We start from the raw sequence: 15,301 nt of genomic DNA, 5'->3' as shown, positions 1-15,301 counted from the left end.
TTATTCCGGCAAGGCGGGTGCCGCCAGCAATTGCTCGATCGTCGGCGCGTCGACGCGGGCCAGATCATCCTGGTATTTGAGCAGCACGCCCAACGTGTCTTGCACCGACTGCGGGTCCAGTTCTGTCACGTTCAGCGCGGCCAGTGCGCGGCACCAGTCGATGGCCTCCGCAATGCCCGGCGCCTTGAACAAGTCGATGCCACGTAGGCGATGCACAAAGTCCACCGCGCGCTGTTGCAGGCGGGCAGACGTTTCGGGCGCGCGCTGCGCCACGATCTGCAGTTCGCGCGTCTTGTCCGGGTAGCCGATCCACTGATACAGGCAGCGCCGCTTGAGCGCGTCGTGCACCTCGCGCGTGCGGTTGGAGGTCATGATGACCAGCGGAATCACCTGCGCGCGCACCGTGCCGAATTCCGGAATCGACACCTGGAAATCCGAGAGCAGCTCCAGCAGGAACGCCTCGAACGGCTCGTCTGCGCGGTCGATTTCGTCGATCAGTAAGACGCGGGGTGTATCGGGGTGGTCGGGGTTCGGCAGCAGCGCCTGCAGCAACGGGCGCTTGAGCAGGAATTCATCACGGTAGAGCGTATCGGCGCTGGGCTTGCTGCCTGCAGCTTCGGCCAAGCGCAGGGCCATGATCTGGCGTGGGTAATCCCATTCGTAGAGCGCGCTGGCTGTATCCAAGCCTTCGTAGCACTGCAGCCGCAGTAGAGACGTGCCGAGCAGGCCGGCTGCTGCCTTCGCCAGCTCGGTCTTGCCGACACCGGGCTCGCCCTCCAGAAACAGCGGCCGCTGCATGCGCAGCGCCAAGAACAGGGCCGTGGCCAGCTCGCGGCTGGCGAAGTAGCCCTGGCCCTGTAGTTGCGCGATGCAGTCGTCAATGGAGTCGACCGGCATGCCGTTCCTGGGTCAATGCGCTCAGTGGTGTTTCGCCAGCGCGTGCTCGACTGCCCGTGCCGCCAGCACCGGAATCAGGTGCGCCCGGTATTCCGGAGAGGCATGCAGATCGCCCACCAGATCATCGGCCGGCACCACCACATGGCGCGCGGCTTCCGACGTGAAATTGGCCGACAGCGCCTGCTCCAACGGCGTGCAACGGAACACGCACGGCGCCGCGCCCGTGACTGCCACACGCACGTTGTTGCCCTTGCGGCTGACGAACACGCCCACCAGCGCAAAGCGCGACGCCGGGTTGCGGAACTTCACGTAAGCGGCCTGATCCGGCACGGGAAACTGCACTTCGGTGATGAGTTCATCTGCAGCCAGCGCCGTCTCGTACATGCCGAGGAAGAAATCGTCCGCCGCGATGTTGCGCCGCTCGGTGACGACGGTGGCGTTCAGGCCCAGCACGGCGGCCGGATAGCACGCAGCCGGGTCGTTGTTGGCGAGCGATCCGCCCAGCGTGCCCATGGCGCGCACTTGTCGGTCGCCGATACCGCCGGCCAGTTCTGCCAGCGCGGGCAACATGCGGACGATGTCCGCGTTCTCGGCAACATCCGCATGGCGTGTGGCGGCCCCTACGGTGATGACGCCCGGCTGCGAGCGGACGCCCGTCATGCCGGGAATGCGCGTGACATCCACCAGTGTGGAAGGCTGTGCCAGCCGTAGCTTCATCGCCGCCAGCAGGCTCTGGCCGCCGCCGAGGTATTTGGCGTCCGCATGCGTCTTCATCGCGGTGACGGCGGTCTGAGCGTCGGTGGCTTTCTGGTACTCGAAGTCGTACATGGTGGGCTCCTCTACCTAGGCCTTGGCCGCTTGAATGGCTTGCCAGACACGGTGCGGCGTGGCGGGCATCTGGATGTCCTTCACGCCGAGTGGCGCGAGCGCGTCGACGATGGCGTTGATGAGCGCCGGCGGCGAGCCGATCGCACCCGCCTCGCCGCAGCCCTTCACGCCCAACGGGTTGTGTGTGCAGGGCGTGCCCTTGGCGGTTTCCACCGTAAAGCTGGGTAGATCGACAGCGCGGGCCATGGCGTAATCCATGTACGAGCCCGTCAGCAACTGGCCGGTTTCGTCGTACACGCAGCGCTCCAGGAGCGCCTGGCCGATGCCCTGGCCGAGCCCACCATGCACCTGCCCCTCGACGATCATCGGGTTGATGATGTTGCCGAAATCATCCACGGCGACGAAGCGGTCGATATGCACCTCGCCGGTATCGGGGTCGACCTCCACTTCGCAGATGTACGCGCCGGCCGGGTAGGTGAAGTTGGTCGGGTCGTAGAAGGCGTTTTCATCCAGCCCAGGTTCCAGCTTGTCGAGCGGGTAGTTGTGCGGCACGTAGGCGGTGAGCGCGACCTCGCCGAAGGTCTTGGTGCGATCGGTGCCGGCCACGCGGAAGACGCCGTCCTTGAACTCGATGTCTTCAGCCGATGCCTCCAGCAGATGCGCGGCGATCTTCTTGGCCTTGGCCTCGATCTTGTCGAGCGCCTTCATGATGGCCGAGCCGCCCACGGCAATCGAGCGCGACCCATACGTGCCCATGCCGAAGGGGATGCGGCCCGTATCGCCGTGCACGATTTCGATGTTCTCGATGGGCACGCCCAGGCGATCGGCCACCACTTGCGCAAAGGTCGTCTCGTGGCCCTGGCCGTGGCTGTGCGAACCGGTGAACACGGTGACGGAGCCCGTCGGGTGCACGCGGATTTCGCCGGCTTCGAACAGGCCTGCCCGAGCGCCTAGCGCGCCCGCAATGTTCGACGGCGCCAGCCCGCACGCTTCGATGTAGCAGGAGTAGCCCATGCCGCGCAGCCGGCCCTTCGCGCGCGAGGCATCGCGGCGAGCGGGGAAGCCTTTCACGTCGGCGAGTTCGATGGCGCGGTCGAGACAGGGTTCGTAGTCGCCCGTGTCATACGTCAGGCCAACCGGCGTGGCGTACGGGAACGAGCGGATGAAGTTGCGGCGGCGGAGTTCGGCGGGGTCGATTTGCAGCTCGCGCGCGGCGGTTTCCACCAGGCGCTCGACCACGTAGGTGGCTTCCGGCCGCCCGGCGCCGCGGTACGCATCGACCGGCGCAGTGTTCGTGAACACCGCCTTCACCTCGGCATAGATGGCGGGCGTTTTGTACTGGCCTGCGAGCAGCGTTGCATACAGGATGGTCGGCACGCTGCTGGCAAACGTCGACAGGTACGCGCCCATGTTGGCCGTGGTGTGCACGCGCATGGCGAGGAAGTTGCCCTGCGCATCGAGCGCGAGTTCGGCGTGCGTCACATGGTCCCGGCCATGCGCATCGGTCAGGAAGGATTCGGACCGCTCCGCCGTCCACTTGATCGGCCGGCCAACCTTCTTCGAGGCCCACGTGAGCGCTACGTCTTCCGGATACAGGAAGATCTTCGAGCCGAACCCGCCGCCCACATCCGGCGCAATCACGCGCACTTTGGCTTCGGTCAGGCCCAGCACGAACGCCGACATCAGCAGGCGTTCCACGTGCGGGTTCTGGTTGGCGACGTAGAGCGTGTAGTTGTCGTCCTGGCGCGAGTAGCTCGCGTTGACGGCGCGCGGCTCGATGGCGTTCGGGATCAGCCGGTTGTTGACGATATCGAGTTGCGTCACATGTGCGGCCTTGGCAAAGGCGGCGTCGGTGGCGGCCTTGTCGCCATGGCCCCAGATGTAGCAGGTGTTGTTCGGTACATCGTCGTGAACGGCGGAGCCGGAGGTGTCTGCCGTGGCAGTGTCTACCACAGCGGGCAGCTCGTCGTATTCCACGTCGATCATCTCGACGGCGTCCTTGGCGATCTTCACGGATTCCGCTACCACCAGCGCCACCTGGTCGCCCACGTGGCGCACCTTGCCTTGCGCGAGCACGGGGTGGGGCGGCTCCTTCATCGGTGTGCCGTCAATGCTGTGGATCAGCCAGCCGCAGGGCAGGCCGTTGACTTTGTCGGCGGCCAGGTCGTCGCCCGTGAGTACGGCCAGCACGCCCGGATGCTTGCCTGCGGCATCCGCATTGATGTGCTTGATGCGGGCATGCGCATACGGGGAGCGCAGGAATACGGCATACGACTGGTGCGCCTGGACGACGTCGTCCGTGTACTGCCCGGCGCCCGTCAGGAAGCGGAAGTCTTCCTTGCGCTTGACGGCCGCGCCGATCAGATGGTGGTTGGGTTCTGCGGGAGCGTTCATGGTGGTCTCCTCGCTGGATTAAGCGGCGTGGGCGCGGGCGGCGGCCAGGCTTTGCAGGGAGGCATCGTTGCCCTCGACTTCGGCCATCGCTTCGGCGCCCTGCAGTACGGCACGCACGATGTTGTGATAGCCCGTGCAGCGGCAGAGGTTGCCGTCGAGTTGCTCACGCACTTGCTGTTCGCTTGGATGCGGGTTTTGCGCAACCAGCGCGGTGGCGGCCATCACCATGCCGGGTGTGCAGAAGCCGCATTGCAGGCCGTGGCATTCGCGGAAGGCCGCTTGCATCGGGTGCAGCGCACCGTCTTTGGACAAGCCTTCGATGGTGGTCACCTCGGCGCCGTCGGCCTGCACGGCGAGTATGTTGCACGACTTCACCGCGCGCCCGTTCATGTGCACCGTGCAGGCGCCGCATTGCGCGGTATCGCACCCGACGTGGGTGCCGGTCAGGCGTAGTTGCTCGCGCAGCAATTGGACCAACAGGGTATGGGGTTCGACACTGACGGTGACAGGCGCACCGTTGACCGACAGCTTGAGGCTGATCGCCATGGGAGTCTCCTTGGGGATGGTCGCCGTGTGCATGCGTCGCAGCGAGGATGCGCGCAGTGTCTGGGTATGGGTGGTCGCGGCTCTACTCAGTAAAGCACAGGCGATGGAGAAGACAACCGGGAAGCGGTTTAGAGAAAGCGGAGGGGAAGGCGATGTCGCAGCGCGCAAACGCAGTGCGCAAAAACGCGCGCCGCAGACATGACAAAGGGCCGGAATCCGGCCCTCGATTGGCACCAGGCGGTCATGACCTGGCGGGTGTGGCGGCAGGTGTGAAGACACTTGGCCGGCGCACGGTGCTACGGGTGTTGCGAGTACAGCGATACAGCTAGCTCGGGCACACGCCCATCGACAACAATGGCTGGTTAGGCCTTGGCGGTGCGGTGCGTGCTGAACAGGCTCGCGATTGCCGAGAAGAACTGGGCAAACGAGAACGAGGTGCCGTTCGGACGGCGATAGTAGTAGATACCTTCGGACATTTCGCGCTCGATCAGTTCGCGTTCGAGTTGATCGGTCAGCTTCAGGTCGTTCGTGTTTTGCATGATTGGCCTCTTAGGGATTTCCCGGTTAGGGAATACCCTGACTATACACCAGATGATGCAATGCACCATACGTAGGCTTACGTATGCACCACTTCGCGTTGTTTGGCCGCCACGCTCGCACGACGCCGCACCGATATGGTGCGGCTGATGCTTTCCGCCTTATTTGACGGGAATCGGTTGGCTGGCTGGCACCGGCACGGCTGTCACGCTGTTCTTGGGGCTGCCCGAGATGACCTTGTCGGAATACGTGAGGTAGACCAGCACGTTGCGCTTGCGGTCCACCACGCGCACCACGTGCAGCGTCTTGAAAACGAGCGACAGGCGCTGCGTGAACATGTCGTCCTGCTGTGGCAGCGGCTTGACGAAGGTGATATCGCCCACCTGGCGGCAGGCTACGGCGGCTTCGCTCACATCTTCAGCCACGCCGAGCGTGCCCTTGATGCCGCCCGTGCGGGCGCGCGATACGTAGCAGGTGACGCCTTGCACGAGCGGGTCGTCATAGGCTTCCACGACGATCTTGTCGGAACCGGTGATGCGGAAATTGGTGCTGACGCTGCCGATGTCTTCGGCGCGGGAGCAAGCGGTGGCGCTCAAAGCGAGCAGGGCGACCAGGACGGGAAATCGTGTAAATGGGCGCATGGCTTTGCGTGAGTAATAAGAAAGAGGGGTTTGCGAGATCAAAGCAGGGATTCGGGTGGCCACGGTGCGGTTTCGTCTACAAAAGTCGGGCGAACGTCGCGGTGTTGGCGGGATCGTTCAATGCGGCGGTGCAGCGCATCCATGAAAACCTTCACCTTGGCGGGCATGAGGCGGCGTCCGGGGAAGATGGCGTACACGCGCATCGGTGGGGACTGGAAATCGGTCAGCACCTCTTGTAGTGCACCGGATGCGATCAGATCCGCCGCAAACACCGAGGTGATTCGCGCAACGCCCAAGCCGGCGATGGCGGCCTGCAAGCGCAATTCGCTATTGGACGTACGCATGCGGAAATCCAGCGGCAGATTGAGCGTTTCGCCGCCGGGTGTGCGAAATTGCCATTCGGCTTCGTTGGAGGTGCCCAGGCAAGGCCAATCGACGAGCTGGTCTGGGTGCGTGAGCGGACCCAGTCGTTGTAACAATGGCGGGGCGACCACCACGGTGCGGCGCAGATCGAAGACGCGCTGCGCGACCAGGCCGGAATCTGGCAGCGGCCCGCGCGGCACCGTCAGCATGATGTCGTAGCCCTGGGCGAGCGGATCAATCTGGCGCGGCGCGACGTCCACCTCGATACGCAGGCCCGTGTGCTCGCGCATGACTTCCAGCACCACCTCGGCGAACTGCCGGGCGGCAAATTCGTACGGCATGGCAACGCGCAGGGTGCCGGCGGGCGACTGGAACGTGGCAGCCGCATCCTCTGACACTTCGCGCAGACGCTGAAACAGGGGGCCCGCATCACGCAGCAGCGCTTCGCCGGCGTCGGTCAGGCGCAGGCGGCGCGTACTACGCTCGAACAGGCGCGCGCCGAGTTTGCCTTCCAGCCGCGACACCGCCGTGCTGACTGACGACTTGGGCAACCCCAGCCGATCGGCCGCCCGGGTGAAGCTGCCGAGGGTGGCCACGGTGCAGAAAGTGTCCCAGTCGTTCCAGTCCGTCGTTCGCATAATTGAACAATGAATTTGTTGGCAGGCGATTTCCGCCGGTTTGCGGGCAAATTACCATCCCTGCATGAACACGCCAAGCACAGGCCACACCATTTCACCCGCCCCTGCGCCGCGCCGCGTGCCTACGGAATCGACCGTCGGCAGCCGGATGGAACTGCGCATGGTGGGCATGGTGATCGGCCTGGCGACGGGCGTGGACTACATGGCCAACCTGATGTTTTCGATTGCCGGGCCGCATATCGAAGGCGGGGTGCTGGCGTCACAAGATGTGTATCTGTGGGCCGTGACGGCATATGCGGCTGCAGCAAGCCTGGCGATTCTGGTGATGGGCCGGCTGGCGGACCACATGACGTATCGCCGGCACACGCTGTTGTCGCTGCTGGTCTTCATTGCGGGCACACTGATGTGCGCGGCGGCTGAGGGCGGCACGATGCTGATTGTCGGTCGCGCGGTACAGGGGTTTGGCGCGGGGCCGATGCTGTCTACGTCGCGCATCTTCGTGCAGCACAGCCCGGCTCACGAACGCCGCACGATGATGAAGGGCATGATCTACGGCATCTTTGGGTTGAGCTGCGTGTCGCCGATGCTGTCGGCGGCGCTAACCGAGCAGTTTGGCTGGCGCGCCATCTTCATTGCGCAACTGCTGGTGGCGGTGGCGGTGGCCGGGCTGGTGGCGGCGTTTTACCCGCACCCCAAGATGCATGAGCGCCAGGGCGATTTTGCGTCGCTCGACTGGCCCTCGGCCATTGCATTCGGGCTGGCAGCGTTGATTGCGCTGCATGGCTTTCAGCAAGCACGGTTCGTGCACCCGGACGGCTCGCCTGCTCAGGTGTTGCCGATCATCGCGGTGGCGGCGCTGATTGTCTGGATCGGCATCCGCCAGACCGGCCACCCGCTGCCCTGGGTGGATCTACGCGCCACGCTGCAGCGGCGTTTTCTGATGGGGATGGTGTTCTACGCCATCTACTACGTGTTTGCGAGCGCGTGGGGGTTTCTGTCGTCGAGCCTGTTGCAGAACGGGCTGGGGTTTCGCTATGAGACCACCGCGCAGTTGATGAGCCTGGGCGGGCTGGTGACGGTGGTGCTGGGCATCCTGAACTTTCAATTGATGAATGTGCTGCCGCCCAAGCGGGTGCTGATCTCCATTGGTTTTGTGCTGATGGCGGTGGCGTTTCTGTGGATGTCGCATGCGGCGATGCCGGGGGCTTCGGTGATGGCGGTTGCGCCGGGGTTCTTGATTGAGGGCATGGTGGGGATGTTTGTCGTGATTCAGGTGGCGGGGCTGACTTACGTAGATATGCCGGCCAAGGACTTTGGGCACGCGTATCAGTTCAAGGGGATCATGCGGGCCTGGGCGCAGGCGTTTGGGACGATGGGGGCGACGCTGTTGTTGCAGCGGGGGCAGGCGCAGCATCGGACGGATCTGGTGGGGCATGTGAGTGCATTCACGCCGGACTGGCAGTGGCCGCATGTACTGCAGGGTGTTGAGTTGATTCGGATTTCTGCGGAGATTGATCGGCAGGCGGCGTTGTTGGCGGTTCGGGATTTGTTTGGTTGGGGGGCATTGATTGCGGTGGTTTGTGCTGGGGCTATTTGGTTGCAGCGGGCTTTGCGCTAGTGGTCCATCCCTTGTTTCATCCCCTGCCGGGGCTGACTCACTTTCTTTGTCTTGCCAAAGAAAGTAAGCAAAGAAAGGCGCGCCCGAGATGGCGACTTCCCCTTGGATTTGTGTCGCGGGGAGGGGAAGGAGCCAAACTCGCTGCGCTCAGACAAGGCTCCTTCCTTTTTCCTCCCTGCAACAGAAATTCAAGGCGCCATCTAGGGCAGGGTACGGCCACACCGTCTGGTGGCCTGCGTTGCCACTATGGGTTGTGCTGACCTCTACTCAATCCAGCTTTTGTTCGGGGGCGGTTGCTTGCGGCAGCTTGCAGTTGAACGCTGGGGCTTCGTCTTTCAGGTCCAGGTGGTCCATCAGGGTGGGGGCGAGGACTTTTAGTACTTGCACGGTCAGTGCGCTGGTGAATTTGTACTTGGCAGCGTCTGCGCCGGCTACGTAGGCGACGACGGTGCCGAAGTAGCGGTCTCCCAGGTAGAAGACGAAGGCGCCGGAGCGGCTGACGACGCGTTCGGAGATGAGGCCGCCGCCGCGGCTGAAGGTTTTGAAGCGGTTGTCGCCGGTGCCGGTTTTGCCGCCGACTGCGATGGGTTTGCCGTCTTTCTGGACGAAGGTGCCGGAGATGCGCTTGGCGGTGCCGCCTTCTACGACGCCGGCCAGCGCGGTTTTGACCAGCGCGGGAATCTCGGGCGGTAGCACGCGTTCGCCGGCGTTGGGGTCGCGGCAGAGCATGACTTCGTAGGGGGTGTTGGCGGCGAAGCGCAGGCGGTCGATGCGGACGCTGGGCAGGCGGATACCGTCGTTTTCGATGATGCCCATCAGTTCGGCCAGCGATGCGGGGCGGTCTGCCGAGGCGCCAATCGCTGTGCCGTACGAAGGCACCAGCGATTCAAACGGATAGCCGAGGCGCTTCCACATGGCGTGGATCTGCTGGAAGGCTTCGATCTCCAGCATCTGTTTGATGCGTTTGTCCTGCGCGCCTTTGCGGTGCGATTGCAGCAGCCATTTGTAGACGGCCAGCCGCTCGTCGGCGCTGGCTTGGTTCACTTGCGCGAGCGTGGCTTGCGGATGCGTTCGCAGGTAGGCCACGAGCCATAGCTCCAGCGGATGCAGCTTGGCGATGTAGCCGCGGTCAGCCAGGTCGAAGCGTTGGACGGAGTAGTTCACATACAGCTTGGTGAGGGCGGCCTCGTCCAGCTTGGCACCGGGTAGGTAGCTGCGGATGAACGCGGCGAGTTTGCCCGGGCCGGCCTCCGGGTCGATGCTGCGGAAGATGGTCGCCAGCCGCACTGGCGTGGCACGCGTGCTTTGCACAAGGATGGCTTCGCGCTCCGCGTCGGTTTTGCCTTTGTACTTTGTGTAGAAGCGGCCCATGAAGAGTTTGCCTTCGCGGTCGGCAAAGCGTTGCAGGTAGACCTGTCGCTGGGGCGAGTCGGGATCGGTCAGCGCTTCTGCGCCGGCGCTGGGCAACTGGTGCTGAAAGTAGCGCGAGATGTCGCGCATGATCCGCACGAAGACGAGGTTGACGGAGTGCTTGAGCCCCTCGCGCACGGTGAACTGCTGATAGCTTTCCCATTTCTCGAAATTCTCGAAGCTCTGCATGCCGCCGCCGGTGGCGAACCATTCGCCAGCGTTGCCGGAGTACTTGCGCTCCATGGAGGCATCGAGCATGGCGGCGAGCGAGCGGTCTTGGGTGTGGGCGAGGTAGTCCACGGCCCAGCGCTCGATTGGGTTCTGCACGGGGATGTTGATCTTGCGCAGCGCCGCGGCAGGCTGATCGGCATAGCGCTTGTGCAGCTCGGCCACGATTTCAAGATACGTCACCAGCGTGCGCAGCTTGGCGGTGGAGCCGAGGTCCAGCTTTACGCCTTCGTTGATGTCGAATGGCTTATCAAACGTGTCGGCTTGCACCAGCACGCGGTTGCCGCCGGGCGCGCGTTCGTACAGCGTGAAGCTGTAGGTCACGCCGCGCGGGTCGCCGTGCTCCAGCATCTTGTCGCCAACAAGGCCGGCTGCCTTGGCGCGCTCGGGGTCGCGCAGCTTGCGCAGTTCGGTGGTGATGTCGCGCTGCAAGGGCGCGTCGAGCGTGCTGCTGGCGGTCAGGTCGAGCCGATCCAATGCATACATGCGCGAGATGCCCAGCATGCCGGCCAGATTCACGCGTACGGCATTCGTGCCCTTGTGCTCGATGGGCGGGGGCGGCACGCGCCTGTTCAGCGCCTGCTGCTTGAGGGATTGCGCAATGGCTGCATCGCGCAGCGCGGGCGGAATGACCGCAGTTGCGGCCAGCACACGCAGGTAGGCGTCCGTCAGCGACTCCAACTCGTCGAGGTTCTCCTGGTAGTACGACGGCCGCCGCTGCGACACCAACAGACTCAGCGCTTCCTTGTAGGCCAGCGCACGGTCTGCCAGCGGCGCGGTCGACTTGTCCGACAGCAGCGCATTCACCTGCGCAAAGTCGCGCCCGTACCAAACCCACAGTGCGTCGCCGATGCCCTGGATCTCGCCAAACCCGGCGCGCGCGCCCAGCGGCACGGTGTTCAGGTAATCGACGGCGAGCTGGTGGCGTGTGGCGGTGGTGTCTTCGCCATTGAGGTAGGCGCGCGCGGATGCGGAGGCCATCTGGCGCAGCTTCTCGGTGGGGGATTCGGTACGACCTTCGGGTGAGTGGCGGTACTTCTCGATTTGCGTGGCGAGCGTGCTGCCGCCGGGCGATTCGTGCGCGGCGTTGACGGCATGCAATGCACGATCCCACACAGCGCGCGCGAGGCGCGACCATTCCACAGCCGGATTGCGCTTGGGATATTCGGTCTGCAGCAGCGTGCGGTTTTCGATAGCGAGCAGCGAGTCGACCAGCAGCGGTGGCACCGACGCGAAACTGTCATACACGCGTTCCGGGTGCCGCACGCGATAGATCGGGCGGCCATCGTCGTCGAGTAATTCCAGACCGGCTTGATCTTTCTCGCGGTAGGGCGCGTTCATGCCGCGATCCATCCACGCGACCATGTCTTGGGAGGGCACGGCCTGCTGCGCAACGATGTAGCCGCGTGTACGCAGGCGGTCGAGAAAGGTCGGCAGATCGTGGTAGCCGAGCCGCTCATCGTAGGGCCCGGAATTGGGGTAGCGGGCCGCGTTGTTGAGCCCTGGCTTGACGGGAAAGGTTTGCGATTGCGCGATGCGCGTGAAGTACTGCGCCTGCCACGAGGACGTGCGGAACTCCCGGTCGGCGAACCACGCGGCCACAGCCAGCACCAGCGCCGCAATGAGGGCCAGCTTGATGATGACGGGGCGGCGTATTCTTTTCACTCGCGTGCGCTCCAATCGCAGGCGGACGGGCGCCTCACTTCAATCTAGCCCATGCGGGCGTCGTGTCCAGCGGCTTGTAACTTTGGGGCCGCCTTTGCAAGCCTTACGACGGGGCGTAGTACGGAATCTGCTGCTCGTCGTACAACCGGTAGGTCAGCGCCAGCATGGCTTGGATGTCTTCGGATTCATCCAGCAGGCGCGTGCTGAAGATGATGGGCGACACCAGCTGCGGATCGTCCAGCTCCATATAGCAAACGTCTTCGCGCTTGAGGCCCGCCACGCTGCGCGGTACCACCGACACCCCTTCGCCCGCGGCGACCAGCCCCAGGGCGATTTGCAATTCCCGTGCCTCATAAATCTTGCTCGGTTCCAGGGCGCGGTCGTGGAACAAGGCAAGCACCTGATCCGCGTAGCTCGGACGCGGCGCGCGCGGGTAGATGATCAGCGTATCGCCCACCAGGTCGCGCAGCGACGCCGCAGGCTTGGCGTCCAGCAACGGATGACCCGAAGGCAGGGCCACCATCAGTCGTTCATCGCGCAGCAGAATGCGCCGCACGTTCGGGTCTTCATAGCGGATGCGCCCGAAGCCGACGTCGATGCGGCCGTCCTTGAGGGCCTGGATCTGGTCCATGGTGGTCATCTCGTGCATGGTGAGATCGACCATCGGGTATTTCGCCCGAAAGCGCCGGATGACCTTGGGGAGCATCCCGTACAGCGTTGAGGCGACGAAACCGATCGACAGGCGCCGCTCGATCTGGCCGACGCGCTGCGTCATCGAGGCGAGCTCGGCCGTTTGCGCCAGCAACTGGCGCGCGTGTGCGTGGAAGAAGCGGCCAGCCTCGGTCAGCTTGAGCGGGCGGCTACCGCGCTCGAACAGCAGCACGCCGATTTCCTCTTCCAGTTGCTGAATCTGGCGGCTCAAGGGCGGCTGGGCGATGTGCAGGCGCTCGGCCGCGCGTGTGAAGTTCAGTTCTTCAGCAACGGCCACGAAGTAGCGCAGGTGGCGCAGTTCCATATCCAACCTTATAGGTATGAAACCGATACTAAATCGGTGTTGGACGCAATAAATCGCGCTGCGTAATCTGGTTTCCAAGTTGATCGTCATCACTCTGATACCTGGAAAACATGATTCGCTCGATCGAGGCCATTCTAGTGGATGTGCCCACCATCCGTCCGCACAAGCTCTCCGTCGCCACCATGCACACCCAGACGCTCGTCCTCGTGCAGGTGTGCTGCGAAGACGGCATCGAAGGCTGGGGCGAGGCCACCACCATCGGCGGCCTCAACTACGGCGAAGAGAGCCCCGAGAGCATCAAGGTCAACATCGACACGCATATCGCGCCGCTGCTGATCGGCATGGATGCGCGCAACGTGGCGGCTGCCATGGCAAAGGTGCGCAAGACCATCCAGGGCAACCGCTTTGCCAAGTGCGCGCTGGAAACGGCGCTGCTCGATGCGCAGGCGCGCCGGCTGAACGTGCCGCTGTCGGAACTGCTGGGTGGCCGCCTGCGCGATGCGCTGCCGGTGGCCTGGACGCTCGCCAGCGGCGACACCAAGAAGGACATTGCCGAGGCAGAAACGATGCTGGCCGAACGCCGCCACCGCATCTTCAAACTGAAGATCGGCCTGCGCCCGGTAGCCGATGACGTGGCCCACGTACTGGCGATCAAGCGCGCGCTGGGCGACGCCGTGAGCGTGCGCGTGGACGTCAATCAGGCCTGGAGCGAACTCGACGCCGCCAACGGCATCGCCGCACTGCAAGCTGGCGGCATCGACCTGATCGAACAGCCGGTGCGCGCCGAAAACCGCGCCGCGCTGGAGCGCCTCGCCCGCCAGTTCGCCGTGCCGATGATGGCCGACGAAGCGCTGCACGGTCCCCTGGATGCCTTCGAGCTGGCCTGCAGCGCCAGCGCCGATGTGTTCGCCGTGAAGATCGCCCAGTCCGGCGGCCTTGTCCCGGCCATGCAGGTGGCGGCTATCGCGCAGCTTGCGGGCATCAGCCTGTACGGCGGAACGATGCTCGAAGGTGCGGTCGGCACGGCGGCCTCTGCACACGTCTTCTCCACCTTCAGCGACCTGCAATTCGGCACTGAGCTGTTCGGCCCGTTGTTGCTCACGCAAGAACTGCTGACCGAGCCGTTGCAGTACCGCGATTTCATGTTGCAGGTGCCCACCGGCCCCGGCCTCGGCATCCAGATCGACCGCGACAAGCTCGCACGCCTACGCCGGCAATAACACCCAAAGCAAAGACAACCCCACCAAGGAGACCACGATGCTGTTCCACGTCCGCATGGATGTCCAGTTGCCGCCCGACATGCCCGCCGATGTCGCCAACGAGATCAAGGCGCGCGAGAAGGCCTACTCGCAGGAGCTGCAGCGCAGCGGCAAGTGGCGCCACATCTGGCGCCTGGTTGGCGAGTACGCGAATTACAGCGTCTTCGATGTGCAAAGCAACGCAGAACTGCACGACATCCTGACGGCGTTGCCGCTGTTTCCGTACATGCAGATTGCCGTGACACCGCTGTGCCGTCATCCGTCGTCGATTCATGGCGATGACGCCTGAGACATCCTCAAAAACCAAGTGGAGACACCCATCATGAACACGCGCGTATTCGAAACGAAAGAAGTGCAGGACCTGCTGAAAGCCGCCACCAACCTGGATGGCAAGCAAGGCAACGCCCGCCTGAAGCAGATCACCCACCGCCTGCTGGCCGATCTGTTCAAGGCCATTGACGATCTCGACATCACGCCGGATGAAGTCTGGGCGGGCATCAACTACCTGAACAAGCTCGGTCAGGACGGCGAGGCGGCACTGCTGGCTGCCGGCGTGGGCCTGGAGAAGTACCTCGACATCCGCATGGATGCTGAGGACGGAGCGCTTGGCCTCAACGGCGGGACACCGCGCACCATCGAAGGCCCGCTGTACGTTGCGGGCGCAACGGTGCGCGATGGTGTGTCCCGGATCGACCTCGATCCGGACCCGGCTGCGGGCCCGCTGATCATTCACGGCACGGTGACGGGCCCGGACGGCAAGCCGGTGGCCGGCGCCGTGGTCGAGTGCTGGCATGCAAACTCGAACGGCTTCTACTCGCACTTCGATCCGACCGGCGAGCAGAGCCCGTTCAACCTGCGCGGCGCAGTCCGCACCGGTGCCGACGGAAAGTACGAATTCCGCACACTCATGCCTGTGGGCTACGGCTGCCCGCCGCAGGGTGCAACGCAGCAACTGCTGAACGGGCTGGCCCGCCACGGCAATCGTCCGGCGCACGTGCACTTCTTCGTGTCGAGCGATGGCCACCGCAAGTTGACGACGCAATTCAACATCGAAGGCGATCCGCTCATCTGGGACGACTTTGCCTACGCCACCCGCGAAGAACTGATTCCGCACGTGGTGGAAAAGAACGGCGGTACGGCCCTGGGGTTGAAGACGGATGCGTACAAGGACATCGAATTCAACGTCGTGCTGACGCCGCTGGTGCAGGGCAAGGACAACCAGCGCGTGAACCGCCTGCGCGCTTCGGCCGAGGTCTGAGACC

13 protein-coding genes are annotated in these 15,301 nt (G+C 64.1%); 4 read left to right on the top strand and 9 right to left on the bottom strand.

Annotation, left to right across the window (positions count from 1 at the left end; translation table 11 throughout):
• From ACS7SF_RS00685 to ACS7SF_RS00655, 7 genes are all read right to left on the bottom strand, one after another.
• Positions 1-897 (bottom strand): AAA family ATPase, encoded by an 897-nt coding sequence (locus tag ACS7SF_RS00685; protein ID WP_439891229.1) that lies wholly within the window; start codon positions 895-897, stop codon positions 1-3.
• A 21-nt stretch (positions 898-918) separates the two neighbouring features.
• Positions 919-1,725 (bottom strand): FAD binding domain-containing protein, encoded by an 807-nt coding sequence (locus tag ACS7SF_RS00680; protein ID WP_439891228.1) that lies wholly within the window; start codon positions 1,723-1,725, stop codon positions 919-921.
• A gap of 15 nt (positions 1,726-1,740) precedes the next feature.
• Positions 1,741-4,119, bottom strand: a complete 2,379-nt coding sequence (locus ACS7SF_RS00675; protein ID WP_439891227.1) for a xanthine dehydrogenase family protein molybdopterin-binding subunit — start codon at positions 4,117-4,119, stop codon at positions 1,741-1,743.
• 18 nt (positions 4,120-4,137) lie between these two features.
• Positions 4,138-4,665 carry a (2Fe-2S)-binding protein gene (locus ACS7SF_RS00670; protein WP_439891226.1) on the bottom strand — a complete coding sequence of 176 codons (528 nt, stop codon included), beginning with the start codon at positions 4,663-4,665 and terminating at the stop codon, positions 4,138-4,140.
• 362 nt (positions 4,666-5,027) lie between these two features.
• Positions 5,028-5,204 (bottom strand): hypothetical protein, encoded by a 177-nt coding sequence (locus tag ACS7SF_RS00665; protein ID WP_366171540.1) that lies wholly within the window; start codon positions 5,202-5,204, stop codon positions 5,028-5,030.
• A 159-nt stretch (positions 5,205-5,363) separates the two neighbouring features.
• Positions 5,364-5,843 (bottom strand): CreA family protein, encoded by a 480-nt coding sequence (locus tag ACS7SF_RS00660; RefSeq protein ID WP_439891225.1) that lies wholly within the window; start codon positions 5,841-5,843, stop codon positions 5,364-5,366.
• A 38-nt stretch (positions 5,844-5,881) separates the two neighbouring features.
• Positions 5,882-6,844 (bottom strand): LysR family transcriptional regulator, encoded by a 963-nt coding sequence (locus ACS7SF_RS00655; RefSeq protein ID WP_439891224.1) that lies wholly within the window; start codon positions 6,842-6,844, stop codon positions 5,882-5,884.
• Between the two features lie 64 nt (positions 6,845-6,908).
• On the opposite strand from ACS7SF_RS00655, the gene ACS7SF_RS00650 reads away from it, so the two are divergent.
• Positions 6,909-8,462 carry an MFS transporter gene (locus ACS7SF_RS00650; protein ID WP_439891223.1) on the top strand — a complete coding sequence of 518 codons (1,554 nt, stop codon included), beginning with the start codon at positions 6,909-6,911 and terminating at the stop codon, positions 8,460-8,462.
• Positions 8,463-8,729: 267 nt separating this feature from the next.
• Here the strand turns inward: ACS7SF_RS00650 and ACS7SF_RS00645 are convergent, their stop codons facing one another.
• Both ACS7SF_RS00645 and ACS7SF_RS00640 read right to left on the bottom strand, forming a co-directional pair.
• Complete coding sequence (locus ACS7SF_RS00645) at positions 8,730-11,765, bottom strand: transglycosylase domain-containing protein (RefSeq protein ID WP_439891222.1); 3,036 nt, start codon at positions 11,763-11,765, stop codon at positions 8,730-8,732.
• Between the two features lie 103 nt (positions 11,766-11,868).
• Positions 11,869-12,780, bottom strand: a complete 912-nt coding sequence (locus ACS7SF_RS00640; RefSeq protein WP_439891221.1) for a LysR family transcriptional regulator — start codon at positions 12,778-12,780, stop codon at positions 11,869-11,871.
• Between the two features lie 110 nt (positions 12,781-12,890).
• Here ACS7SF_RS00640 and ACS7SF_RS00635 point away from each other — a divergent pair, with 110 nt between their 5' ends.
• Genes ACS7SF_RS00635 through catA form a run of 3 tightly spaced genes read left to right on the top strand, consistent with a single transcriptional unit; the run spans position 12,891 to position 15,297 of the window.
• Positions 12,891-14,000: a muconate/chloromuconate family cycloisomerase gene (locus ACS7SF_RS00635; RefSeq protein WP_439891220.1), complete on the top strand. Its 1,110-nt coding sequence runs from the start codon at positions 12,891-12,893 to the stop codon at positions 13,998-14,000.
• Positions 14,001-14,037: 37 nt separating this feature from the next.
• A complete protein-coding gene (catC, locus tag ACS7SF_RS00630) occupies positions 14,038-14,328 on the top strand; it encodes a muconolactone Delta-isomerase (protein WP_439891219.1) in 291 nt (96 codons plus the stop codon).
• A gap of 33 nt (positions 14,329-14,361) precedes the next feature.
• Positions 14,362-15,297, top strand: coding sequence for a catechol 1,2-dioxygenase (catA, locus tag ACS7SF_RS00625; protein WP_439891218.1), 936 nt, complete (start codon positions 14,362-14,364; stop codon positions 15,295-15,297).
• The last annotated feature ends 4 nt before the right edge of the window (positions 15,298-15,301 follow it).

Source organism: Ralstonia sp. 25C (assembly GCF_051904805.1).
Classification (GTDB): Bacteria; Pseudomonadota; Gammaproteobacteria; order Burkholderiales; family Burkholderiaceae; genus Ralstonia.
This window is presented reverse-complemented; position numbering and strand designations above follow the sequence as displayed.

What these genes read in the sequence shown, in the direction of transcription:
- ACS7SF_RS00685 (WP_439891229.1), bottom strand. Translation starts at nt 897, where the DNA reads ATGCCGGTCGACTCCATTGACGACTGCATCGCGCAACTACAGGGCCAG.
- ACS7SF_RS00680 (WP_439891228.1), bottom strand. Translation starts at nt 1,725, where the DNA reads ATGTACGACTTCGAGTACCAGAAAGCCACCGACGCTCAGACCGCCGTC.
- ACS7SF_RS00675 (WP_439891227.1), bottom strand. Translation starts at nt 4,119, where the DNA reads ATGAACGCTCCCGCAGAACCCAACCACCATCTGATCGGCGCGGCCGTC.
- ACS7SF_RS00670 (WP_439891226.1), bottom strand. Translation starts at nt 4,665, where the DNA reads ATGGCGATCAGCCTCAAGCTGTCGGTCAACGGTGCGCCTGTCACCGTC.
- ACS7SF_RS00665 (WP_366171540.1), bottom strand. Translation starts at nt 5,204, where the DNA reads ATGCAAAACACGAACGACCTGAAGCTGACCGATCAACTCGAACGCGAA.
- ACS7SF_RS00660 (WP_439891225.1), bottom strand. Translation starts at nt 5,843, where the DNA reads ATGCGCCCATTTACACGATTTCCCGTCCTGGTCGCCCTGCTCGCTTTG.
- ACS7SF_RS00655 (WP_439891224.1), bottom strand. Translation starts at nt 6,844, where the DNA reads ATGCGAACGACGGACTGGAACGACTGGGACACTTTCTGCACCGTGGCC.
- ACS7SF_RS00650 (WP_439891223.1), top strand. Translation starts at nt 6,909, where the DNA reads ATGAACACGCCAAGCACAGGCCACACCATTTCACCCGCCCCTGCGCCG.
- ACS7SF_RS00640 (WP_439891221.1), bottom strand. Translation starts at nt 12,780, where the DNA reads ATGGAACTGCGCCACCTGCGCTACTTCGTGGCCGTTGCTGAAGAACTG.
- ACS7SF_RS00635 (WP_439891220.1), top strand. Translation starts at nt 12,891, where the DNA reads ATGATTCGCTCGATCGAGGCCATTCTAGTGGATGTGCCCACCATCCGT.
- catC (WP_439891219.1), top strand. Translation starts at nt 14,038, where the DNA reads ATGCTGTTCCACGTCCGCATGGATGTCCAGTTGCCGCCCGACATGCCC.
- catA (WP_439891218.1), top strand. Translation starts at nt 14,362, where the DNA reads ATGAACACGCGCGTATTCGAAACGAAAGAAGTGCAGGACCTGCTGAAA.